The organism is Roseivivax sediminis (genome assembly GCF_900112685.1).
In the GTDB taxonomy this organism is placed as follows: Bacteria; Pseudomonadota; Alphaproteobacteria; order Rhodobacterales; family Rhodobacteraceae; genus Roseivivax; species Roseivivax sediminis.
Genome location: NZ_FOMS01000022.1, coordinates 18075 through 40471, shown reverse-complemented (window position 1 = coordinate 40471; position 22397 = coordinate 18075). Strand labels below are relative to the sequence as shown.

The following is a 22397-nucleotide window of genomic DNA, read 5'->3' as shown; positions in this document are numbered from 1 at the left end:
CACCAGCACTGACTATGGGTGCGTGCGCTGTTGCGTCAGCCGGCTGGCATTTCACTATACTGGGTCAATGCCGGATCGAGACTGTCCCAGGGAAGGGCGCTGTTGGCGTAGGTTGCGAATTTCGGTGCGAACTGACTGGCGATGTCCAACAGCGCCGCGCTTATCGCCGTGACGCCGGGGCTGTCCGGGAAGGTCACATGTGTCGGCGTGCCGCATTCGGGGCAGAACACCTGGTGCTTTTCGTTTCCGCTGTCGGCGGTGACCGACCAGCTCCTGGTGTCGCCTTCGATCCTCACCACCTCCGGGCCGGCAAACACCGTAAAGGAACTGTGTCCCGTGCCGGAGCGAAGCTGGCAATGCCTGCACTGGCAGTGCAGTTCGGCCACCGGTTCACCTGCTGCTTGAATGCGGACGGCGCCGCAGGCGCATTGGCCCGTATAGACCTTGCTCATGCCGATCTCCTTGATGCGTGGCGTTCAAGCTTCAGAGATCCATGCCGGTCCCGGTTTCGAGGAAGGACTTCATGCTGGACAGGACGAGCGGCCACCCCTTGCTGATCCCCTGCGCCATGCCGCTGCCCGGCTGGAGCTGATCGTGCGTGACGGTGAGCCTGACCGTGCCGTCCTCCTGCCCCTCGATGTCGAAGGTGACGCGGCTTTCTTCGTCCGGGTCGTCCGCCTTGGATGCGGCTGACCAGGTGACGACCAGCCGATGGGGCGGTTCGGCCTGAACGACCCTACCGACGATATCCACCGGTCTTTCCTCGTTTGCGCGAATGTGCTCCCATGTCGCGCCGGGCGTCCAGTCCGACACGTTCTCGTGCCCCCAGTAGCGACGCGTGATCCCGGGCGTGGTGATCGCCTCGTAAACCTTGTCCGGTGTGGTGCGAATGTAGGTCACATAGACGAAGCTTGCCGACTTGTCGGTCATCTCTTCCCTCCTTTCGAGGTGATGCTTGAGGTCGTAGAGCAGCGCGAGACGATCCGTCTCGAACTTGCGCACCCACCTCTCGTAAACATCGTGCAGCGGGACAGGGTTGAGGAAATGGAACTTTTCCCGCCCCTGACGCGCAGTGCTGATCAGGTTGGCGTCTTCGAGTAGGCCCAGATGCTGGGTCACCGACTGGCGCGTCATGTCCATGGCGACGCATAGCTCGGTCAGCGTGCATCCGTTTTTCATGTGCAGCCGATCCAACAGCCGCCTGCGCGTGGGGTCACTCAGGGCCCTGAACACCTTGTCGCCATCGTTCGGAGCGTCTGCCATACGTGACAATAGGCAGGTATTTGCCTGCATGTCAATAGCAGGTATTTACCTGCATGAATCCGACACGCACGACCTACATGCTCATTTGCAGCATCAGTGATACCAGGCTCGATGCAGACATGAGGCGGTGCAGCGGTTTTGACCGACGGCCCTAGGCAGGGGCTCGGTCGCTCCCGATATTCGCTTCTCACTTCGCCGCTGAGGCGTAGCATCGCCGAACCGGGCATTCGGCGTTCTGGTGAAAAAACAGGTCTTTCCCGGATCAAGTGGTTTGGGCAATAACCGGGCCTTGTTGCTTGTGGCTTGACCGGTGATTGCCATGATCCTCTGTTCGATGCGGCCCAGCTCGGCCAGCCGCGCGGCAGCGGTATTCCGAAGCTCGTGAAATGAGCACTGCGGAGGGCCGGCTTCGTCGCGCCAGGTACGGGAGCGATTGCCGAATCCTTTTGACGTGAAGGGCCGATTGAAGGTGGAGACAAGGATGGTCGGATCGCACGTCGGCGTGGCGTCGATGATGTGTCGCTGCTCCGGGATGACGGGGATTTCCATCCTCACCGGCTGCCGGTTCCAGCCCTTGTGCTGGGTGAAGGTCAGCGATCCGTCACGGACCCGCTGCTTGCCCATTACCACAAGATCGGCGCGGCGCTGGCCGGTGCAGAGGGCCAGGGCCAAGATGGCCAGCCCGCGCCCTGCTTCAGGTTGAACGCCTTCTGTGCTTCCGTGAGCCTCCAAGCCTTCATACGGTCCCGCGCCTCTCCCAGCCAGCAAAGCGTAACCGAAGACTCCAGCTTCAAACGACCATGTTCACAGGGGCCGATCAGCGTAACTACACCGGTCTGCCCGCCCAGAAGCTCCCCCGGGATCGAAAAGATCCCTTGTCAATCATGGACTTTCTTGCCCCGCCCCGTAAGGTCGAACGGCTTTCGTTAGACTTGCAACGACATTGAAGGACCAAGGCATTGACACAGGTCATCGGCGACGACGCTGCGAACCCATCCCTCTCCGGGACCGAGGGAGACGACACCATAGACGGCCTCGGCGGCAGCGACCGCGCCTTCGGCCAGTCGGGCAACGACCTCATACGCGGCGGCGACGGCAACGACACGCTCTACGGCCGCGCCGGCAACGACACCCTGCTCGGTCAGGACGGCAGTGACGAGCTGTTCGGTGAAGACGGCGACGACAGCCTCGACGGCGGCTTCGGCAACGACGATGTCTTCGGCGAGACCGGCGACGACGTCCTCGCGGGCGGTCCCGGAGACGACAATCTGAACGGCGGGCAAGGCGAAGACGCCGTCAACGGCGGTGCGGACGACGACATCGTCCGGGGCGGCGACGGCAACGACACCGTGTTCGGCGGCGCGGGCGACGACAGTGTTCTTGGCGGCGACGGCAACGACCTGGCCCGGGGCGACGCCGGCGCGGATACCGTGAATGGCAGCACCGGCAACGACACACTTCATGGCGGCGACCACGCCGACAGGGTGGACGGCGGACGCGGCGACGACATGGTGTTCGGCGATACCGGCGACGATATCGTCGCCGGTGGCAACGGTCACGACACCCTGCATGGCGGGGAGGGCAACGATCTGCTGACCGACAAGAGCGCCGGGGGCGACGACCACATCAACGATGACCTGCATCTGGGAGAGGCCGGAGACGACACGATCAGCGACCTTTACGGCGCCAACACGATCTCTGGCGGCGACGGCACTGACATTGTGGAGCTGTTCAGCTTCCGCAGGCCGGACCAGTGGAACCCGGACCTGCCGCCCCTATCGCGGGTCACCCGGCTGGACGACGGTCTTCTGATCGAAGTGGTCGTTGTTGTCTCGACGGATGCGGGCCCCGTCGTCGTCAACGAATACAGCCTCGAGGTGCGCGACGATGTGGAGCAGTTCGCCCTCGTCGAGCCGGGTCCCGGATCCGATCCGGATTTCGTCCGCGACACACTCACCTACGCGGACATGGTCGCGCTGGCGAACGCGAACGAAGGGACGGACGCTGACGACACGATCAATGGCAGCGGCAACGACGAAAGCTTCGAAGGCAGCGAGGGCAACGACGACCTCTACGGACAGGGCGGCGACGACAGGCTCGACGGCGGCCCCGGGGACGATCTGATTGACGGCGGCTCGGGCAACGACGGATTGCTCGGCCGGGATGGCAACGACGTTCTTATCGGCGGCTTCGGCAACGACACCATCGCCGCCTCCGGGGGCGATGATTTCGTCGAGGGCGGCGAGGACGACGATTTCATCGGCGGCGGCACCGGCAACGATACGCTCGATGGCGGCACCGGGAACGACACTCTTGGGGCCGGCTTCGGAAATGACGCAGTTCTGGCGGGCGAAGGCGACGACGTGGTCGCCGGGGGCGCCGGCCAGGACACGGTTCTCGGCGGCTTCGGCCACGACGTGATCGGCGGCTCGTTCGGCGACGACAGCGTGCGCGGCGACGACGGCAGCGACGACCTGGGGGGCGGCGCCGGCCGGGACAGCGTCGACGCCGGCGACGGCGACGACAGCGTCGGCGGCGGCGAAGGCGATGACGTGATCGACGGGGGCGCGGGCGACGACTTCCTTGCAGGCGGCGGCCGCGACGATCTCATCGACGGAGGAGCCGGAGACGACGTCCTGAACGGCGGCGACGGCAATGACAGCCTCATGGGCGGCGGCGGTAGCGACGTCTTCGTCTGGCTCTCGGGCGAGGCAGGTGCGACCGACGTGATCGAGGACTTCCAGGTCGGGCTCGACCTCCTCCGCCTTGCCGATGTCGAAAACGCGGCGGGCAGCGGCCTCCAGGGCCGCGTCGATACGCTCCAGATCGTAGACCGGACGGATGCCTCGGAGCTGACGTACCAGGGACAAACGATCATCCTGAAGGGCGTCGCAGCTGCCGATCTTGGCGTGGACGACTTCATCTTCGTATGAACTTCGACCGCGCTCCTCGCCGGGCGGCGCGCCCGCCCGGCGAGGAGCGCGTTAACCAGTGATGCCGGCACCACGGAATGTGTCCGGTCATCGCCCGTCGATCAGACAAACTCGAAGTCCGCGAGCCCGAGTTCTGCCGCCGACACGCCGGTCACGAGGATAGTCTGCCCGCGGTAACTCATCTCGACCCCCGCGTCGCCGTCGATCATAGTGTCGGCGATGTCGAGCGCGGCCACCCGCCCGGCAAGGCCGGTCCCGGGCCCGTTCTCGACAGCGGACATCCGGAACCTGTCCAGCCCGTCCTGGAAGTCCAGGATCAGATCCGTCTCGCCCGGATGGAACTCGGAATACACGAACGTGTCCGCGCCCTCACCGCCGCGCATCGTGTCGTTGCCAGCGCCGGGGTTGATCGTGTCATCGCCGGTCCAGCCGGTGATCAAATCGTCCCGTCCGCCGCCTGCGAGGAAGTCGTCGCCGTGCCAGCCCGATACGGTATCGTCGCCCTCGCCGCCACCGATGGAGTCGTCGCCGAAACCACCGTCGAGGAAATCTGTCCCGGTGCCCCCACCCACGCTGTCGTCGCCGTCGCTGCCGCTCACCGTGTCGGCGCCGTAGGAGCCACCGATGGTGTCGTCGCCGAGCAGGCCGGCCAGAGTGTCGTCGCCCGGCCCGCCCGCGATCACGTCATCCCCGCGCCCGCCTTCGATCCGGTCAAGGCCCTGCCCACCGCCGAGCGTGTCGTTGCCGTCGTCGCCGCGGAGGACATCGTCGCCGGGACCGCCGCCGACGAAGTCGTCGCCCGACCCGCCCTGCGCCCGGTCCCGACCCGGCCCCGCCGCGATCGTGTCGTTGCCCTGGCCACCGCTGAGATCGTCGTCGCCGGCCGCGCCGAGCAGTCCATCATCGCCTCCCCCTCCATCTAGCCGGTCGTCGCCGTCGCGCCCCTCGATCCGCTCGCCCACGGCGTCGCCGACAAGTGTGTCGTCCCCGTCGGTGCCTACGATGGTGTCACGCGGCACTGGCCCGAGCGCCTCGTATGTCAGCGTGTAGGTGAAATAGGCCCCGTAGTTGCCGCCAAGTTCCAGATCCTGATCCGGCCAGATATCCGCGAAGAACGGCCCGTCCGAGGCGGGCCTGAACTCGAAGGATAGCGCATTGCCGGTTTCTGGATAGTTCTCTGGACCGAGCTGAAACCCGTCCTCGGCCCGTTCCGCCCCGCGCAGCGCGAGATTGAACTGAGAAAGCCGTTCGTTGCCGGAACGCGCGGTGAAGGTAAAGCCATAGCGTTCTCCGGCGTCCAGATCGAGTCGGATGAAATCGCTGTCCAGCGGGTGATAGATTGTGCCCTGCATCCTCTCGCCAGGCGCAAGCGTCTCCGCGGTGTCCTCGTCGCCGCGGATGTCCTCGTACATCCTCAGCGTGTAGTCCTGAGTGCCCTCCACGATCCGTCCCTCCCGCGTGATGCCCGAGCGTCCGAAGAACCACGCCACGATCCAAGAGGTGCCCGCCGCCTCGGGCTTGAGATAGAACCCGCCATCGCTGTCCGGGTGATATGAGCCAGTGAACATGCCCGGGTCGTCGTCCTCCGTGCCCGGAATGTACTGCACAACCTCGGCAAACGGGATGTTCTCGGCGTCGATGGTCCAGATGTAGTCGTGGTCGGTGTCGAGCGAGGTGCGGAAAAAATCCTGTTCCGGGTAGCCCTCGCCGTCTTCGTCATAATCGTAGACCAGCGTGCCGAAGACCTCGTCACGGTCTTCGATGAAATATTGGCTCTGGACCCCGTTCGGAGCGTCGGGAACTTCGAAAATCCTGGTCATCTCTCACGTCTCCTTCGCATCGTCTCGACCGGCCGAAAACACCACTTGAGTAAAGACTGCCGCGCCGCGCGTCACGGAACGATGAAGTCCTCAACCCCGAGATCGGTCGCACTGACCTCGGCTATCAGGATCGTCTGACCCTGGTAGGTCATCTCGACTCCGGCCCCACCGTCCACCGACATGTCGGTGATGCTCAAGGTATCGACCCGACCCGCGAGCCCCGTGCGCGGCGCAATTCTGCACCCCCGTCATGCGGAAGCTGTCCTTACCATCTACGAAATTGCGGATCAGGTCGGTTTCCCCGGCGGAGAATTCGGTGAAGACAAAGACGTCCTGTCCCGCGCCGCCGCCCACCGTATCGTCGCCGGCCTCGCCGCGAAGCGTGTCGCGACCCTCGCCGCCACCGTGGCGGTCATCGCCCTCGCCACCGGCCACAGCGTCGTTCCCGTCGCCCCCGCCAGCACGTCGTCTCCAGCGCCGCCGCTCAACTCGTCATTGCCGGAGTTGCCGCTGATGACATCATTACCGCCATTGCCCCGGACCGTTTGGGCGCCGTCTTTGCCCACGATCGTGTCGTCTTCCGATTGGCCGACAAGGCTGTCGGCCCTCAGCGCCACAGGCATACGCCCTGGCGCCGAGACCCGTCATCCACCTAGACTGATACCGGACCAGCCGATAGCGGCAGGCCCGAGACGTTGACGAAGTGGCATTGACCTCACAGGAAAGCGAAGTCCTCCGGCCCAAGGTCTGCCGCTTCAAGCCCGCTGAACGTGATCGTGGTTCCACCGGTCGTGACCACCGCTCCGGCAGCACCGTCGTCAATGGTCAACGCTCTGAAGCCGCCCTGACCGACGATCGTGATCCGGTCCACACCGTCCACGAAGTCAGTGATGACGTCGGCATCGCCCGCCACGAAATCACGGAAGATGAAGACGTCCGCACCGGCGCCACCGGTCAGGGTGTCACTGCCTTCGCCGCCATTGATCGTATCGTCACCTGCGCCGCCGTCGACAACGTCGTCGCGGCCGCCGCCGGCAAGGAAATCGTTCCCGCCGCCGCCCTCGACCGTGTCGTTGCCCTCACCGCCGCCGATCGAGTCCGCCCCCGCTCCGCCAGACAGGCTGTCGGTTCCGGTGCCGCCGCCGAGGCTGTCGGCGCCGCCTTCCCCGAGAACGGTATCCGCACCGAAGGAGCCGCCCATCGTGTCGCCGCCGTCTCCGCCCACCATGCGGTCGTCGCCGGGTCCGCCCGCCGCCACGTCGTCGCCGGCCCCACCGTCGATCTCGTCGTCTCCGAAGCCGCCGCCGAGGGTGTCGTTCCCGGCCTGGCCGAGCATCGTGTCACTGCCCTCTCCGCCGCCGAGAAAGTCGTCGCCCGGCCCGCCGACCACGAGGTCGTTGCCGTCCGATCCGGCGATGTTGTCGTCGCCGGGGCCGCCGAAGAGGTTGTCGTTGCCGGCCTGGCCGAGGACGCCGTCGTCCCCGTCCGCGCCTTCGAGCGTGTCGTTGCCGTCTCCGCCTTCCACGCGGTCGTCGAGCGGTCCGCCAACGATCGAGTCGTCCCCGGCCGTGGGCGCAGCCACGTCGATCGTCCCGGCGCTGGCTGACACGGCCTCCTCGGTGCCCAGCCCGTCGGTGTAGCTGACCACCACCGAGACCGACGATCCGACATCTCCCGGCACCAGCGTATAGCTCGCGGCGGTGGCATCGGCGATGGCGACCCCGTTGCGCTGCCACTGGTAGCTGAAGGCGCCGAGGCCGTTGGGGTCGCTCAGATCCGAAAGGTCGAGCTCCAGCGTCTCGCCACTGCGGCGGATGCCGTTGATGACGACCTCCCCTTCGGGCGGCCGCGGAACCGGGGGCTGCCGGATGGTCGCGGTGCCGAGCGAGCCCGCCGCACCCCCCGCAACTGTCGACGGCAGCGCCGGGATCGACAGCAGGAACGTCTCCGGGCTTTCCGTGAAGTCGTTGTCGGACCGGACGGTCACGTTGACGGCGGCTTCGATCTGCCCCGGGAGGAAGGTGATCGAACCCGAAGCCGGTGTGTAATCGCTGCCGGCGGAGGCGGAGCCCGCCACCGTCTCGTAGTCGAGTGTCGTCGCAGTGTCGAAAGCGCGCGACAGGCGGATTTCGAAGGTCGCGGTGGCGGTGCCCGACACCGGCTCCGTGATGAAGACGTCCGATACGTGCAGCGCCCGGTCGAGCCCCACCCCGTCATCGTCGATGATGAAGGCGGCTTCGGTCAGAACCGGAACTCCGCCGGCCAGCACGGCGCCAGTGGGCGAGAACAGCTCGACCGAGAACGACTCGTCGTCCTCGTCAACGTTGTCGCTCGTCACGCGCGGAGAGATCGTTTTCGACGTCTCGCCGGGCGCGAATGTCACCGTGCCTTCGAACGCGGCATAATCGGTGCCGGCACTCGTGGTCCGGTCGACCGAGCGATACTGGACGGTGACGGTATCCTCCGCCGGTTCCGACAGCGTCACCACGAAGTCGATGGTACCGCCGAAGCCCGAGCCGATCGATTCCCGCGTATCGGTGGAGGCGATGGAGATCGTCGGCAGCCCGTCTTCGCCGTCGTCGTCGATGAGGAACGCGCGCCCCGTGGCACCCGCGCCGCCGTCGCCCAGAGCGCTCGTCGGCGTCACCGAAAGCTGGAAGAACTCGGTCGCCTCGGACGCGGTGTCGCCCGAGACCCTGACGTCAACGAAGGCGCGCGTCTGTCCCGGTGCGAAGGTCACGGTTCCGGAGGCGGCGGTATAGTCCGACCCGGCCTCGGCACTGCTGTCCGCCGTCGCCCAGTCAAAGCTCGTCGACGCCTCGACCGGACGCGACAGCGTCAGCTCGAAGCGGGCGATGGAAGTGCCCGCGTCACCTTCCAAGAGTACCGGTTCGGACACCTGCAAGGATCGCGAGAGGCCCGGATCGTCGTCATCGAGGATGAACGCCGTCTCCCGCAAGACCTTGGCGCCGCCCGCGAACGTCGCGCCGGCGATGTCGAAGAACTCGAAGAACAGCGCCTCGTCGTCCTCGAACGCGTTGTCGCTGAGGACTCGCAGATTGACGGTCTTCGAGGTCTCCCCCGGTGCGAAGGTCAGCGTATCGCCCCCGCGCGGAAAGTCGATATGGCTCGTCGCCGTCGCGCCCAGCGTCCGGTAGCTCACCGTCACGGCGTCGGACGACGGCTCCGAGAGCGTCACGACAAGGCTGAGGGTGCCACCGAAGCCCGAGCCGATCGATTCCCGCACCACCGCCGGCGACGTGGAGAGCACCGGCAACGCGCCGCCGTCGTCGTCCAGGATCGTCGCCAGGCCCACGGCCCCTGCCCCGCCGTCGCCGAGCGCACCGGTCGGTGTGACCGCAAGCTGCACGAATTCCGTCGGCTCCCGCGCGGTGTCGCCCGAGACGGCCACCGCGACGGTGGCGCGGGTCTGGCCCGGTGCGAATGTGACCGTGCCCGACGTCTGAGTGAAGTCGGACCCGGCGCGCGCGCCCGCCCCCTGCGTCGCGTAATCGAAGCTCAGCGCGGTGGCGGACGGCTCGGAGATCGTGATGTCGAACAGCGCCCTCTGCGAGCCGCTGTCCCCCTCGACGAGGACGGGCGAGGACACGTGCAGGCCCCGGTCGATCCCGGTGCCGTCGTCGTCGAGGATGAACGCCGTCTCCCGCAGAAGTGGCGCGTCGCCCGCCAGGGCGCCGCCGGAGACGTCGAACAGCTCCAGCCCGAAGGACTCGTCGGGCTCGAAGATGCCGTCACTGTCCACACGCACGGTGACGACCTTCCAGGTCTCGCCGGGGGCGAAGGTCAGCCGGTCGGCCTGCGGGGGGTAGTCGATATGCTTCTGCGCGGTGCCCTGAAAGGTGCGATAACCTACAGTGACCGCGTCGTCGGACGCTTCGGAGAGCCGGACCACGAAGGTCGCGATGCCGCCGAAACCGGATCCGATCGATTCCACCGCTCCCGTTGCGGCGAGCGACACCGTCGGCCCCGCGCCACCCGCGTCGTCGTCGAGGATGGTGGCCCGCCCCGTCGCCCCGATGCCGCCGTCCGCGATGCGCGCATCGGTCTCCACGACGAGGTGGAAATACTCGCTGGGCTCCACAGCGTTGTCGCCCGAGATGTCGATCCGTATCTCGGCCTCGGTCTGGCCGGGAACGAAGCGCACATTGCCAGATTTCGCGGTGTAGTCGCTCCCCGCACTCGCCGTGCCGTTCCGGGTGCTGTACGCGAATGTCTCGACGCTCGAGAACGCCTCCGAGATCGAGACGGTGAACACCGCCTCGCGCGTGCCGCCATCGCCTTCCACGATCACCGGCGAGGACACCAGCATCGCGCGGTCGGTGTCCGAACCGTCGTCGTCAAGGATGAAATTCGTCACCCGCAACGTCTGATTGTCGCCGAAGAACTCCGCGCCCACGGGATCGTAGAACTCGACCACGACCGACTCATCGGTCTCGATCACGCTGTCGCTCCTGGCACTGATGCTCAGCGTCTGGGTCAGCGTACCCGGAGAGAACGTCAGCGTGCCCTGCGAGGTGGGAATATCGACGTCGATCTGTGCCGTACCGGGAAAGAGCCTGTAGGGGATGAACACCGTGTCCGACGCCGCCTCGGACAACTCGACGCGCCATTCAAGGCTTCCGCCGAAACCGCTGCCGATGGATTCGTCTGCCGGGGACGTGGCTACAGAAATGAAGCTGGGCATGAAGCGCTCCTAAAATATGTTCAAGTATGGGTGGAATTGGCCCACAAGGCCGTACCGCCGTCAACAAAAATGACCGGACTCGGAACGTGTCTCGTGTCGGCCCAATCGGCGACACACGTCAAAGGGGTCAGAATAACGAAGCGCACCCCCTCAGGATTGCACGATGTCCGCGCATGGTCCGCGGACCCAGCCTTGGCAAAGTGATTCAGACAAAGTCCGGAGGCAGCCTGAAACGGACGAATGGGTCGCCTGCAGGACCGTCGGCGGCGAGCCTTTCTGCCAACCATCCGGATTTCGGAAAATTATTCGGGAAAATGATCGGACATGAAGAGATTGAACTCGAGACCTTGATGCCGGTGTGTCAGTGCAACGATACGGTCAATTGTCAAAACCTTCCGCCCCACCGCCAATTGTCTCGGTATTCCAAAGAAGCTCACAACGCTTGTAACACTTTGATTTGAGAGATTGCCTGTCGTTTGCGGTTACCCAGGCATTCAGCCACGCGCAGGTCGGCCCAGTTCCCAGCATACTTGCCAGGAAACGACACCCGTCGATATTGCGAAAGTCTTCGGACCAAGAAGGGCGCCGGCTGCCGCCACGCCGCCGACGCAGGTGCGTGCGGCCGCTGCTTCAACCTCCTGCTGAGAAGAGCGACAGTTCCATTCCCACCTGGCCCTGGATGACGCCCTCGCACATCGCCGGCAGGCCGCCCGCGACCTGCGCGGTGCCGCCCTGGGCGCGGCTTCCCGGATCAGGGCCGGGAAGACCTCGAACGGCTGGTACGCCGAGAGCATGTCGTTGCAGGCGGTGACGATACCGATATTGGGCGCCCGGCTGCCGGCGAGCGCGTCCGTGTCGTCGCCCATCGCGGCGTAGGCATGCGCCTGCTTACATTCCGCCGTCGCTCTACCTATGGCTGTCAAGGCATGCGTGGGGTGACGCCATGCCAGAAATCTCCCCCCGACGGGGCACCGGGTCGCAAGCCCATCAGTGCACGCCCCGCGCCATCGCCGGAACCCGATATGCGGCCGCGGCCCGACAGCCCCGCGATCCGTCCTACGGGCCCCGCATGCCATGGGCCCCGATGCCGCCCCCCATGATCGCAAAGGCAAGAGCGGCTGGGACACGAACGGCGAGACCGAGACGGTCTTTCGCCTCGCGGCCTGTCGACATCGCCGAGGAGGGTTGGCTTCAAGAGCGGCCGACTGCCGCCGCGGCCCGCAGGGCGGCGGATATGCCGGGCATCGTCATGGTCATGGCGTGAAGCGGATATGTGGTCCGGCACCGGGAGTGATGCAGTTGACCTCCGCCGTCACGCGAAAGACTTCGCGAAGAAGTTCCTCCGTCAGCACCTCCGCCGGCGTACCCGAGGCGAACACGGATCCCGACCGCATGACCACGATCTTGTCGCAGAACATGGCCGCCAGATTGAGGTCGTGCAGCGCGATGACGCTGGTCAGGTCGAGATCGCGGACCATGCGCAAGATCTCGATCTGGTGGTGGATGTCGAGGTGGTTCGTCGGCTCGTCGAGAAACATCACGCGCGGCGACTGCGCGAGGGCCCGGGCGATATGGACACGCTGCCGCTCGCCACCCGACAGGGTTTGCCATGACTGCGCCCGATGTCCCAGCATGTCCACCCGCGTCAGCGCCTCGGTGACGGCGGCCTCATCCTCGGCCGACCAGCCCGACAGGGCCGACCGGTGCGGCGTGCGGCCCAGCCGCACCACATCGAGGACGCTGACGCTGGTCTCTGTGGCGGCGCTTTGCTGCACGAAAGCAACCTCGCGCGACAGCGCCTTTCGCGGCACCTGTACGACGCTCTTCCCGTTGATCGTGACCAGTCCCGCGCGCGGCCGCTTCAGCCCGGCCAGCAGGCGCAGAAGCGACGACTTGCCCGACCCGTTCGGGCCGACCAGCCCCAGCGTCTCGCCCGGTGCGACCGAGATCGAGACGTCGTGGAGGATGGTCTTGCGGCCGACGCCCCAGTCGAGGTTCTCGGCAAGCACGCTCATGTCTGCGGCCTCGCTCGATAAAGGATGAGCGCAAAGAAGGGAACGCCCACAAGCGCGGTGACGACCCCGATGGGAATGGTCTGCTGTGCCACGATCACCCGCGAGACGATGTCGGCGGTGACCATGAAGATCGCACCGATGATCGCACAGGCCGGCAGGAGACGCATGTGCATCGGTCCCACGACATACCGTGCCGCATGGGGCACGACGAGGCCAACGAACCCGATTGCGCCGACCATGCTGACGATCGTCGCCGTCATCACTGCCGTCACCGCGAACAGCGCCAGACGGATGCGCCCCACCGGCACCCCGAGCGCGGCAGCGTCCTCGTCGCCGAAGGTGAACGCGTCAAGCGCGCGCGCCAGGTAGATGCAGACGGCCAATCCCATCGGCACTACTACCAGCAGCAGCTGGAAGTCCGGCCAGCGCACGCCGCCGAAGCTGCCCAGAAGCCAGAACATCACGTTGCGGGCCTGCTCGGCGTTTCCCGAGGTCGTCACGATGTAGGAGGTCAGAGCGTTGAAAAGCTGCGATGCGGCCACGCCGGCCAGGATGGTGTGGTTCGGCCCGCTCGTCGCCCCGTTCGACAACAGTGCCACCACGCCGAAGGCGGCAAAGGCGCCCGCGAAGGCGCCGGCCGACAGCGTCAGGCTGCCCGCTCCGATGCCGAGTACGATCACGCAGACGCCGCCCGTCGAGGCCCCCGCCGAGATACCCAGCACGAAGGGTTCGGCCAGCGGGTTGCGCAGCAGTGCCTGCAGGATCGCCCCGCAAAGCGCCAGGCCCGCCCCGGCCAGCGCCGCGACCAGCGCACGGCTGAGCCGCAGGTCCCAGACCACGCTCTCCTCGATCGGTGGAAGTTCGGCACCGGTCAGGCCCAGACCGTTGCCGATCGCCAGGAAGACGGTTCCCAGACCGATCGTGTAGTCGCCGATGGCGGTGGCCACCGCGATGGCGAAGGCCAGCGCCGCCGCCGAGACCAGGGTCAGAAGCGCAAGCCGCACGGCGCTGCCATCCGGAACGCCTGCGGTCATTTCGGGAGGTCGAGCTCGTCGAGCTGCTCTGCCACCGTTTCGGCCCCGTAGAGCGTCTGGATGCTGGCATTGGTCGCGGCACCCGGCATCACGACGATGCGGCCCTTCCGCACGGCCTCCATCTGGCTGACGATGGGATCGGACTCCAGAAACGCGATCTTGTTCTCGGCCTCATCGAGGCTCCAGCGCTCGCGGTCGACTTGCGCCGCGACGATCACCGTCGGGTCGGCGGCCATAATGCCTTCCCATCCGAGGGTCGGCCATTCGGTCTCGGCCTTGATGGCGTTCGAGCCGCCCAGAAGGTCGGCGATGTAGGTCGACGGGCCGTTGCCGCCGGCCAGATAGGCATCGTCTTCCGGCGACGGGCTGGAGAACCAGAACAGGAAAGACAGGTCCTCGCGATCCTCGAACCGGTCGCGCAGGGCCGCCTCGCGCGCTTTCAGGTCCGCGATCACCGCCTCGCCACGATCGGCGACGTCGAAGATCCGGGACAGGTCCTCGATCTCCTTGTAGAGCTGATCCATGGTCCAGAGCTCGTCGCGGGCACCGTAGATATCGGTGGAAACTTCCGAGACCGAACACGCGCTCGGCGACAGGTAGGTGGGAATGTCCAGACGATGGAAATCCTCGCGCTTGGCAACCTTGCTGTCCGGCCCCAGTAGCGTCACCAGCATGGCGGCGACGAAATCCGGCTGCTTGGCCAGCACCGCTTCCAGCGTCGGGAACTCGACTGTCAGAAGCTCCACCTCGGCGTTTGCCTCGGCCAGTTCGGGCAGAACCTCGTTCGGCCAGAAGGCCGTTGCCGCCATGCGGTCCTCGAGCCCCAGCATGAGCATGATCTCGGCGCTGTTCTGGCCAAGCGCGACCGCGTTCTCCGGCGCGTTCTCGAAGGTTACGGTATGCCCGCAATTCTCGATTTCGAGAGGATAGGAGGTCGGATCTGCTTTCGCCGCGTGCGCTGCAAAGCTGACGGTTACACTGGTGACCAAGAAGAAGGTCTGGAGTCTCATGCTGCGATCGCTTCCGTCTGAACACTGCCTGGCCCTGCTCCTAGAATGGCCCCGGCAGTGAAGCAATACCATTTCACTCAGGTATTTTCCGGCACGGCAACGTTCGTCCTGATCGGCGGAAGGCAACCCTCTCGCGCGTCTTCTGCGGTCTCGACATGGGCACCTCGGCGGTGGCGTTGTTCCGGTCGGTCATGGCCGCGGCCACGAAGTCCGGAGCGGCCCTGAGACTCGCCCCTATCTCGGCGCCGTACTTCGGTCTCGCGGCGGATGGTAACGCGCGACATGCGATGAACGCCGCCTGTCTTCATCCTCGTGCCGTGTTCGCGCTGGTGTGTCTCGGCAGCGGACGTGCATCACGCCCGAAAGTGCTATGAAATCGCCAGTCTGTGACACAGCCCCCCGGAGACCTTTCGGGATGGTCAATGGTCGCGGATGACCGGCCCAACCAGCGGTACCCCCGTAAGCGCCCTCGCCACTTGTCACCGGTTCGGAGAAGGCAGCGCAGGGCTGGCGGGACACGCTCAGCGGGGATACGGCAGCTGCAAGAGCACGACCCTCCGGCGCCGGCGCGCGGCGCGTGCCGTCGCGAGGTAGATTCCCCGGGCTCGGTACAGGCCCTCGATGGCCCGCGCGCGCGCCTCGTAGGCGCGCCGCACGGGAGAGCCGCCGTGACCGATGGTCCAGGCCATGCGCTCCCGGGCGGCGGGTACCAGGATTCCGGCCTCCCGGAGGGTGGCATGCCACGCGGCATCCGCCTCCAGCCATCGGCGATAGGCTTGCAGGTAAAGACGCTTGACCCTGTACGGCATGGGGTCTTCCCTTTCCTTGCTCTTGTCGACCGCGCGGGCCTACTTCGAGAACATCACCGGCAGCGTGCTGTCCGCAAGCAGCGCCCGCGTCACCGCGCCGATGACGAAGTCGTAGGCCCGCGAATGACCGAAGGCGCCGGTGGCGATGAAGGCGGCGCCGGTCTCCTCGGCGACGCGCCGGATCACGGTCGCCGCGCTCTCGGCGCCCGGATCGCGATGTGTCACGGTGACCGACATGCCGTGCCGGGCGAGCCCCGCAGCCACATCGTTCATCGGCCCCTCGGCCTGGTTCTGGCGCGTGCCGACATTCAGAAGCGTCACCTCCGCCCCCGGCTCCAGCAGCAGAAGGGCGTCGAACGCGGCACGCGCGGCCTCGCGGGTCTGGCTCCATCCGATCACGGCGCTGCCGTCCAGCTCGGCCAGAGAAGCCCCCGGCGGCAGCATGAGCACGGGATGTCCCAGCCCGCGGATCACCTGCTCGGTGATATCGTCACGGTACGGCACGTCCGGTTCGGGCCGGGCCATCACAAGCATGTCCGCCCCGCGCCCGGACTCGAGGATACGCTCGGCGACGGTCTGCGCCCCGCTGCTCAGCGTGCGCCACTCCCCGCGCACATCCTCGGCGCGCACGGCAGCCTCGAAGACCTCACGGATCGCTTCGGCGTCGCGGGTCTGCTTGCGACTGATCTCCGCCATGAGCTCGGCCGCCATGTAAGTGCCGAAGGCCGGATAGGCATGCGGATCGGCGGTCACCGCCATGCCGAGAAGATGCGCGTCGCGGCGGCGCGCGAGGACAGCCGCCTCTCGGGCCAGCGCGTCCGGCGGATCTATCGTCGTGAAGACGGCAGCGAGAGTTTCAAGGGACATGTCAGATACCTCCGATGCGGTTGACGAAGCCTGGTCCCGATGGCGCCTCGCCCGCATTGATATCGATAAAGCGCTTCCGGGCGGGATGCCGGCGTGCGCGGTGGCCCGCCGGGATTGCGCGCACCGATCCCTCGGCACGTCGCGGTGACGCGCGGTTCAGCTCGCGCAGTTCCGGCAGAGCGCGGCCGTCGGGATCGCCTCCAGCCGGGCCGGCGAAATCGCGTCCCCGCACTTGGCGCAGATGCCGTAGCTGCCCTCGGCGACGCGCGCCAGCGCGGCATCCACCGCCCGCAGCTCGCGCCGGCCGGCGTTGCCCAGGTCCTCGAGCACCTCGTCGTCCTCCAGCTCGATCGCCTGCTCCTCGGAATCGCGCGGCAGCGGCTGATCGAGGTCGACCTCGATCCGTTCGAGCCGGGCGACCAGTTCGGCGCGCCGGCGCAGCAGGATCTGCTCGGCCTGGGTCTTTTCGATCTGCGTCATTATCGCGCTCCTTTCACGATCGGGGGATGTGGTGATCCTCGCGCAGATTGAGGCAAACCGCGGCGCCACTCATTGACGCAGATCAACCGGGCCGTGGCGGGACGCGCCAACGGACTCATCTCGCTGCAAGACATCGACCTGCCGCTCTTTGTCACGGAGGCCGACCAAGCGTCGCTCCGGCGACCGGTCCGGACGAGCGGTCGGCTTACGCAAGCGAAGATGCGCTTTCTGTAGACGCGGTGCGGGCACGATGTCGCCCCCTGTCGCATCCCGACCATTCCCGCAGGCACGACCGGCCGAGCGAGTTTGCCGAACCCATGCAGTGGCCGAGGACTTGTACCTGGAGACGGATGAGCATGAGGGATTCGGTGGCCGGAACGGGGCGACTGGCTGTTTGCCGTTGCGCAGGCCCTCCACCAGCATATCGTTGGCCCGGGCACCGGACAAGTATATGCGGCAGCCCTGACGGTTTGGCCTGCCACCGTCGAGCGGCTGCGAAAGGGACCGCTCGGGTCCTTTGCGTCCGGCTTTCCCGGCGACGCAATACGGGACGGCGCGCGGCGCCGCCCCACCGGTCGCCAGGCGGGCGATCCCTCAGGCGGTATCCTCGCGCGACAGCGACCCGCGCCCGTGGCCGGACATGCCGCCGGACACTTCCTCGGTCGACTCGTCGGTCAGTTCCTCGGGCAGCGCGAGGTTCAGCACGATGGCGATGAGCGCCGCCGGCAGGATCCCCGAGGTCGCCAGCACCTGCATCGTCCCCGGCAGGTATTGCAGCGCCTCCGGCTCCAGTTGCAGGCCGAGGCCCAGCGACAGCGCGATGGCGAAGATCACCATGTTGCGCCGGTTCCAGTGCACGTCCGACAGCATCGACACACCGGCGGCGACCACCATGCCGAACATCACGATGACGCCGCCGCCCAGCACCTCGATCGGCACCGAGGAGATCACCGCGCCGATCTTCGGCACCAGCCCGCAGGCGATCAGGAAGAGCGCGCCGATGGTGACCACGCCGCGGCTCATTACCCCGGTCATGGCGATGAGGCCGACATTCTGGCTGAACGACGTGTTCGGCAGCGCGCCGAAGAGGCCCGAGATCGCGGTACCGACACCGTCGGCATAGGTCGCGCCCTCGATCTCGCGGTCGGTGGCCTCGCGGTTCGCGCCGCCTTTGGTAATGCCCGAGACATCGCCCACCGTCTCCACCGCCGAGACGAAGGACATCAGCGCAAAACCGAGGACCGCGGCGACCGAGAATTCCAGCCCGAAATGCAGCGGATCGGGCAGCGCGAAGACCGCGGCGCTGCCGACATTGCCGAAGTCCACCTGCCCCATCGCGAAGGCATAGACATAGCCCGCCAGCAGCCCCAGCAGCACCGCCGACAGCGACAGCATGCCGTGCGCGAAGAACTTCAGACCCAGCGTCACGAGGATCACCACGAAGGCCATCGACCAGTTGAGCGCCGAGCCGTATTCCGGCGTGTCCGCCGCCGGCACACCGCCCGCGGCGTATTGCACCCCCACCTGGACGAGCGCGAGGCCGATCATCGTCACCACGAGCCCGGTGACCAGCGGCGGCAGCGCGAAACGGATCTTGCCGATGAAGAGGCCGAGAAAGGCGTGGAACAGCCCGCCCGCGAAAACGCCGCCCATCAGCACCGCGATGGCGTCGACGCCCTTGCCGGAGACGAGCGGGATCATGATCGGGATGAAGGCAAAGCTGGTGCCCTGCACGATGGGCAGGCGCGCGCCCACCGGGCCGACACCGATCGACTGGAAGAGCGTCCCGATACCGGCGAAGAACATCGACATCTGGATCATGTAGATCATCTCGGGGAAGTCCGGGCTGCCCGAGCCGAAGCCGAAGCCCGCCGCCCCGCAAACGATGATTGCCGGCGTGACGTTCGACACGAACATCGCCAGCACGTGCTGGATTCCCAGCGGCACCGCCTGCGCGATGGGCGGGGTATAGTCCGGATCGCGGAGCTGCTCCGGCGTCCCTGTGGATGAAGCGGTCATGGTTCGTCCTCCCTTATGGGCACGCGCCGGCTCCTCCTCCGGCGCGTGCGTCACTCGACCACCTGATACGGTGTGTCGAACCAGTGCTCTTCGAGGTTCGCGCCCGGGCCGATACGGTCCACGACCGCAAAGAGCCCGGGAGAGGAGAGCGGGGTCAGCACGCCGTGCCAGACCCCGCGGTGGTAGTTGACGCCCTGCCCCGGCGCGGTGCGAAAGGCGAGCGGCCTGACCGGCACGCCGCCGTTGTCCGGCGCAACGATGACGAGGAAGGGCTCCGCGCTCATCGGCAGGAAGGCCTGGCTGCCTTCCGGGTGCCGTTCGACCATGTCGAGCGTGAGGGGCAGCGTGCGCGGGGCACCGTCGAAGACGCTGATCCCTGCGCGCCCACCGTCGAAGTCGAGCCGCGCGAGATCGTCATGCCGCCCGCAGAGTCCCTGGTTGATCATCTTGTCGGGCGTACCCGACGCCTCGATCACGTCACCGAAGGGCGCGAAGGCCTCTGCCGTCAGCGGCTGGATGCGAACCTCCCGGCTCATGCGCCCAGCTTGTCGCGAAGGCGCAGCTCCGCGATCCGCTCCACCTGGCGGCAGGCCTCCGCGAACTCGGCGTCGCGGTCGTTGTCCAGCCGGTCGCGGAAGGCCTGCATGATCGAGGCCTTGTCGTGGTCGCGCACGGCGATGATGAACGGGAAGCCGAATTTCTCGGTATAGGCGTCGTTCAGCTCCGTGAAGGTTGTGCGCTCGGCATCGGTCAGCGCGTCGAGCCCGGCGGACGATTGCTCGGCCGTCGATTCGGCCGTCAGCCGCTCGGCCGCGGCGAGCTTGCCGGCAAGGTCCGGGTGCGCCGTCAGCACGCCGAGCCGGCGGTCCGCATCCGCCGACCGGAACACGCGCGCCAGCGCATTGTGGACGCCCGCCGCGCTGTCGTGGGCGGGCCCGAGTTCCAGTGCATGCGCACCCTCTGCGATCCACGGGCTGTGCTCGAAGATGCCGCCGAACGCCTCGACGAAGGCGGCGCGGTCCATCTCCGACGGGCGGACCTCTGCCCGCGCGGGATGCTCCCGCGCCCAATGGTCGGCGATCTGCTCGCGCGTGGCGAACCAGACGCCGTCATGGGCGCGCATATGGTCGAGCACGCGCTTCAGCGCCATCGCCCGGCCCGGCCGGCCGATCAGGCGGCAATGGAGGCCAATCGACAGCATCTTCGGCGCCCCGGCCTCACCCTCTTCATACAGCATGTCGAAGCTGTCCTTGAGGTAGCTTTCGAACTGGTCGCCGGTGGTGAAACCGGCCTGGATCGCGAAGCGCATGTCGTTGCAATCCATCGTGTAGGGCACGATCAGCTGGTCCTTTCCGCCTGCGCGGGTCCAGTACGGCAGATCGTCCGCGTAACTGTCCGCGATATAGGCGAAATCACCCTCTTCGGCGGCCAGGTCCACGGTGTTCATGGAACAGCGCCCGGTGTACCAGCCGCGCGGCGGCGCGCCGGTCACCTCGGTATGCAGGCGGATCGCCTCGCGGATCTGCGCGCGCTCCTCCTCGGGGTCCATGTCCTTGTGCTCGATCCACTTCAGGCCGTGGCTGGCGATCTCCCAGCCCGAGGCCTGCATAGCGGCGAGCTGTTCGGGCCCACGGACGAGCGCGGTGGCGACGCCGTAGACGGTGATCGGCACGTCCGACAGGAGGCGATGCACGCGCCAGAACCCGGCGCGCGCGCCGTATTCGTAGATCGTCTCCATGTTCCAGTGACGCTGGCCCGGCCAGGGCTGGGCGCCGGTGATCTCGGACAGGAAGGCCTCGGACGCAGGATCGCCGTGGAGGATGTTGTTCTCGCCACCCTCTTCGTAGTTCAGCACGATCTGAACGGCGATCTTCGCACCGCCGGGCCAGTTGGCCGCCGGCGGGGTGGCGCCGTGGCCCCTCATGTCTCGCGGATAGCGTGTCATAATGTCGGTCCTCCGGTTTGACCCTTGCATAAACCGAAAAATACCGAGTGATTATCAAAAATACCAGAAAGCAGCCTCTTGTCCCTCGCGCTTTGCGTGCCCGCGCTTTGCCGCTTAGAAAACGGGAGCAGGATCGAGGAGGCATCGCCATGTCCGGATATTTGACGACCCATGTTCTCGACACCGCGCGGGGTTGCCCGGCCGCTGGGCTGAAGATCGACCTTTATCGTATCGAGGGCGAAACCCGCACGCGGCTCAAGTCCCTATCGACCAATGCGGACGGCCGGACCGACGAACAGATCCTGCCTGCCGCGGAATTCCGCACAGGTGTCTACGAACTGGTCTTTCACGCGGGCGCCTATCTCGATGCGAGCGGCACGCCGGCGGAGGATCCGCGCTTCCTCGACGTGGTCCCGATCCGCTTCGGCATGTCGGAGCCGTCGCACTACCACGTGCCGCTGCTGCTGTCGCCGTTCGGGTACTCGACCTACCGGGGCAGCTAATCGTCCCTCGGGTCCGCGTCGCGCACCGCATCGCCGATCCGGTCGATCACGAATTCCATGAACAGGCGCGTCTTGGGGTCCTGCCGGCGGCGGTGGGTGAAGAGGCACGCCATCTGGATCGGCTCGGGCGGCGTGCCCAGAGCGACCGGCACCAGCGCGCCCGAGCGCAGATGCTCCGCGATCTCGAAGACGGGTTTCAGCGCGATGCCGTGCCCGCCGAGCGCCCAGTCGGTCAGCACGTCGCCATCGTCGGATTCGTAGCGCCCCGAGACGCGGAACCGCTTCGGGCCTTCTTCGGTGATCAGGCGCCACTGGAACTCCGTCGCGCCGGGGAAGCGCAGGTTGAGGCATTCGTGCGCCTCCGATAGAAGCGCCGCCCCGTCCTTCGGCATCCCCCGCGCCGCGATGTAGGCGGGCGCGGCACACAGAACCCGCGGCACGTCCGCGATCTTGCGGATGCGCAGGTTGCTGTCCTCCGGCTGGCCGAGGAAGAACGCCAGATCCAGCCCCTCCGTCGTGATGTCGACCTTGCGATCCGTCAGGCGCAGCCGCACGCTCACCTCGGGATACTCGGCCAGGAACGCGGGCACCTGCGGCGCGATCAGCCGCCGCCCCACCCCCAGCGGCGCCGCGACATAGAGCGACCCCTTGGGGTTCTCGGTGATGCTGACGATCTGCGCCTCGGCGCTTTCCACCGCTTCCAGGATGTCCATCGCACCGCGATAGAAGGCGCTGCCCTGCTCCGTCGCGGTCAGGCTGCGTGTCGTACGTTGAAAGAGCCGCACGCCCAGGTGATCCTCGAGCTGCGAGATCCGCGCCGAGGTCACCGCCGGAGAGATCCGAAGGTCCCGCCCGGCGGCGGACATGCTGCCCAATTCGTAGACGCGGACGAAGGTGCGGACGTTGTCGAGATAGGACATTCTTCGGAAATTTTTGATGCTGCTTGGCTCGCGTCTGAAATACCAGAATAAAGACGCATGGGATAGTCTGCGCC

18 protein-coding genes and 3 pseudogenes are annotated in these 22397 nt (G+C 66.6%); 2 read left to right on the top strand and 19 right to left on the bottom strand.

The window, feature by feature from the left end:
* Positions 1-35: 35 nt before the first annotated feature.
* The 3 genes from F3H57_RS21480 to F3H57_RS21470 all read right to left on the bottom strand — a co-directional run bounded on the left by F3H57_RS21480 (position 36) and on the right by F3H57_RS21470 (position 1995).
* On the bottom strand, positions 36-452 hold the full coding sequence (locus F3H57_RS21480; RefSeq protein WP_149758894.1) for a GFA family protein: 417 nt from the start codon (positions 450-452) through the stop codon (positions 36-38).
* Positions 453-483: 31 nt separating this feature from the next.
* Positions 484-1263 (bottom strand): ArsR/SmtB family transcription factor, encoded by a 780-nt coding sequence (locus tag F3H57_RS21475; RefSeq protein ID WP_149758898.1) that lies wholly within the window; start codon positions 1261-1263, stop codon positions 484-486.
* 93 nt (positions 1264-1356) lie between these two features.
* On the bottom strand, positions 1357-1995 hold the full coding sequence (locus F3H57_RS21470; protein ID WP_394349849.1) for a tyrosine-type recombinase/integrase: 639 nt from the start codon (positions 1993-1995) through the stop codon (positions 1357-1359).
* A 227-nt stretch (positions 1996-2222) separates the two neighbouring features.
* Between F3H57_RS21470 and F3H57_RS22865 the strand changes: the two genes are divergently transcribed.
* On the top strand, positions 2223-4196 hold the full coding sequence (locus tag F3H57_RS22865) for a calcium-binding protein (protein ID WP_149758893.1): 1974 nt from the start codon (positions 2223-2225) through the stop codon (positions 4194-4196).
* 101 nt (positions 4197-4297) lie between these two features.
* Here F3H57_RS22865 and F3H57_RS21460 read toward each other — a convergent pair whose 3' ends face one another.
* From F3H57_RS21460 to puuE, 15 genes and pseudogenes are all read right to left on the bottom strand, one after another.
* Positions 4298-6016 carry a calcium-binding protein gene (locus tag F3H57_RS21460; protein WP_149758891.1) on the bottom strand — a complete coding sequence of 573 codons (1719 nt, stop codon included), beginning with the start codon at positions 6014-6016 and terminating at the stop codon, positions 4298-4300.
* A 71-nt stretch (positions 6017-6087) separates the two neighbouring features.
* The gene (locus F3H57_RS22860) at positions 6088-6213 is read right to left on the bottom strand and encodes a hypothetical protein (RefSeq protein ID WP_262504534.1); all 126 of its coding nucleotides are present in this window, start codon (positions 6211-6213) and stop codon (positions 6088-6090) included.
* Positions 6214-6376: 163 nt separating this feature from the next.
* Positions 6377-6451: pseudogene (locus F3H57_RS22855) on the bottom strand (hypothetical protein); the annotation flags it as partial.
* Positions 6452-6525: 74 nt separating this feature from the next.
* A pseudogene (locus tag F3H57_RS22850) lies at positions 6526-6639 on the bottom strand (hypothetical protein); the annotation flags it as partial.
* Between the two features lie 92 nt (positions 6640-6731).
* On the bottom strand, positions 6732-10721 hold the full coding sequence (locus F3H57_RS21450; protein WP_149758889.1) for a Calx-beta domain-containing protein: 3990 nt from the start codon (positions 10719-10721) through the stop codon (positions 6732-6734).
* A gap of 642 nt (positions 10722-11363) precedes the next feature.
* Positions 11364-11671: pseudogene (locus tag F3H57_RS21445) on the bottom strand (phosphogluconate dehydratase); the annotation flags it as partial.
* A 303-nt stretch (positions 11672-11974) separates the two neighbouring features.
* On the bottom strand, positions 11975-12736 hold the full coding sequence (locus F3H57_RS21440; RefSeq protein ID WP_149758887.1) for an ABC transporter ATP-binding protein: 762 nt from the start codon (positions 12734-12736) through the stop codon (positions 11975-11977).
* Positions 12733-13770 carry a FecCD family ABC transporter permease gene (locus tag F3H57_RS21435; protein WP_149758885.1) on the bottom strand — a complete coding sequence of 346 codons (1038 nt, stop codon included), beginning with the start codon at positions 13768-13770 and terminating at the stop codon, positions 12733-12735. The genes F3H57_RS21440 and F3H57_RS21435 overlap by 4 nt, the downstream gene beginning before the upstream one ends.
* Complete coding sequence (locus tag F3H57_RS21430) at positions 13767-14780, bottom strand: ABC transporter substrate-binding protein (RefSeq protein WP_149758883.1); 1014 nt, start codon at positions 14778-14780, stop codon at positions 13767-13769. The genes F3H57_RS21435 and F3H57_RS21430 overlap by 4 nt, the downstream gene beginning before the upstream one ends.
* A 521-nt stretch (positions 14781-15301) precedes the next feature.
* A complete protein-coding gene (locus F3H57_RS21425; protein WP_149758881.1) occupies positions 15302-15589 on the bottom strand; it encodes a hypothetical protein in 288 nt (95 codons plus the stop codon).
* 39 nt (positions 15590-15628) lie between these two features.
* Complete coding sequence (locus tag F3H57_RS21420) at positions 15629-16456, bottom strand: universal stress protein (RefSeq protein WP_149758879.1); 828 nt, start codon at positions 16454-16456, stop codon at positions 15629-15631.
* A 156-nt stretch (positions 16457-16612) separates the two neighbouring features.
* Positions 16613-16936 carry a TraR/DksA family transcriptional regulator gene (locus F3H57_RS21415; protein ID WP_149758877.1) on the bottom strand — a complete coding sequence of 108 codons (324 nt, stop codon included), beginning with the start codon at positions 16934-16936 and terminating at the stop codon, positions 16613-16615.
* 594 nt (positions 16937-17530) lie between these two features.
* Entirely contained in the window at positions 17531-18955 is a 1425-nt protein-coding gene (locus tag F3H57_RS21410) for a uracil-xanthine permease family protein (protein ID WP_149758875.1), read from the bottom strand.
* Between the two features lie 50 nt (positions 18956-19005).
* Positions 19006-19491 (bottom strand): ureidoglycolate lyase, encoded by a 486-nt coding sequence (locus tag F3H57_RS21405; protein WP_149758873.1) that lies wholly within the window; start codon positions 19489-19491, stop codon positions 19006-19008.
* Complete coding sequence (puuE, locus tag F3H57_RS21400) at positions 19488-20900, bottom strand: allantoinase PuuE (protein WP_149758871.1); 1413 nt, start codon at positions 20898-20900, stop codon at positions 19488-19490. The genes F3H57_RS21405 and puuE overlap by 4 nt, the downstream gene beginning before the upstream one ends.
* Positions 20901-21049: 149 nt before the next feature.
* On the opposite strand from puuE, the gene uraH reads away from it, so the two are divergent.
* Positions 21050-21403, top strand: a complete 354-nt coding sequence (uraH, locus tag F3H57_RS21395) for a hydroxyisourate hydrolase (RefSeq protein ID WP_149758869.1) — start codon at positions 21050-21052, stop codon at positions 21401-21403.
* On the opposite strand, the gene F3H57_RS21390 is transcribed toward uraH, so the two are convergent.
* A complete protein-coding gene (locus tag F3H57_RS21390; RefSeq protein ID WP_149758867.1) occupies positions 21400-22323 on the bottom strand; it encodes a LysR family transcriptional regulator in 924 nt (307 codons plus the stop codon). The two genes, uraH and F3H57_RS21390, sit on opposite strands and share 4 nt — an antisense overlap.
* Between the last annotated feature and the right edge of the window lie 74 nt (positions 22324-22397).

Excerpts from the sequence above, each read along its gene's own strand:
- F3H57_RS21410 (WP_149758875.1), bottom strand. The coding sequence starts at position 18,955 with ATGACCGCTTCATCCACAGGGACGCCGGAGCAGCTCCGCGATCCGGAC.
- F3H57_RS21435 (WP_149758885.1), bottom strand. The coding sequence starts at position 13,770 with ATGACCGCAGGCGTTCCGGATGGCAGCGCCGTGCGGCTTGCGCTTCTG.
- puuE (WP_149758871.1), bottom strand. The coding sequence starts at position 20,900 with ATGACACGCTATCCGCGAGACATGAGGGGCCACGGCGCCACCCCGCCG.
- F3H57_RS21450 (WP_149758889.1), bottom strand. The coding sequence starts at position 10,721 with ATGCCCAGCTTCATTTCTGTAGCCACGTCCCCGGCAGACGAATCCATC.
- F3H57_RS21405 (WP_149758873.1), bottom strand. The coding sequence starts at position 19,491 with ATGAGCCGGGAGGTTCGCATCCAGCCGCTGACGGCAGAGGCCTTCGCG.
- F3H57_RS21460 (WP_149758891.1), bottom strand. The coding sequence starts at position 6,016 with ATGACCAGGATTTTCGAAGTTCCCGACGCTCCGAACGGGGTCCAGAGC.
- F3H57_RS21425 (WP_149758881.1), bottom strand. The coding sequence starts at position 15,589 with ATGCCGTACAGGGTCAAGCGTCTTTACCTGCAAGCCTATCGCCGATGG.
- uraH (WP_149758869.1), top strand. The coding sequence starts at position 21,050 with ATGTCCGGATATTTGACGACCCATGTTCTCGACACCGCGCGGGGTTGC.
- F3H57_RS21440 (WP_149758887.1), bottom strand. The coding sequence starts at position 12,736 with ATGAGCGTGCTTGCCGAGAACCTCGACTGGGGCGTCGGCCGCAAGACC.
- F3H57_RS21415 (WP_149758877.1), bottom strand. The coding sequence starts at position 16,936 with ATGACGCAGATCGAAAAGACCCAGGCCGAGCAGATCCTGCTGCGCCGG.
- F3H57_RS21420 (WP_149758879.1), bottom strand. The coding sequence starts at position 16,456 with ATGTCCCTTGAAACTCTCGCTGCCGTCTTCACGACGATAGATCCGCCG.
- F3H57_RS21475 (WP_149758898.1), bottom strand. The coding sequence starts at position 1,263 with ATGGCAGACGCTCCGAACGATGGCGACAAGGTGTTCAGGGCCCTGAGT.
- F3H57_RS21390 (WP_149758867.1), bottom strand. The coding sequence starts at position 22,323 with ATGTCCTATCTCGACAACGTCCGCACCTTCGTCCGCGTCTACGAATTG.
- F3H57_RS21430 (WP_149758883.1), bottom strand. The coding sequence starts at position 14,780 with ATGAGACTCCAGACCTTCTTCTTGGTCACCAGTGTAACCGTCAGCTTT.
- F3H57_RS21480 (WP_149758894.1), bottom strand. The coding sequence starts at position 452 with ATGAGCAAGGTCTATACGGGCCAATGCGCCTGCGGCGCCGTCCGCATT.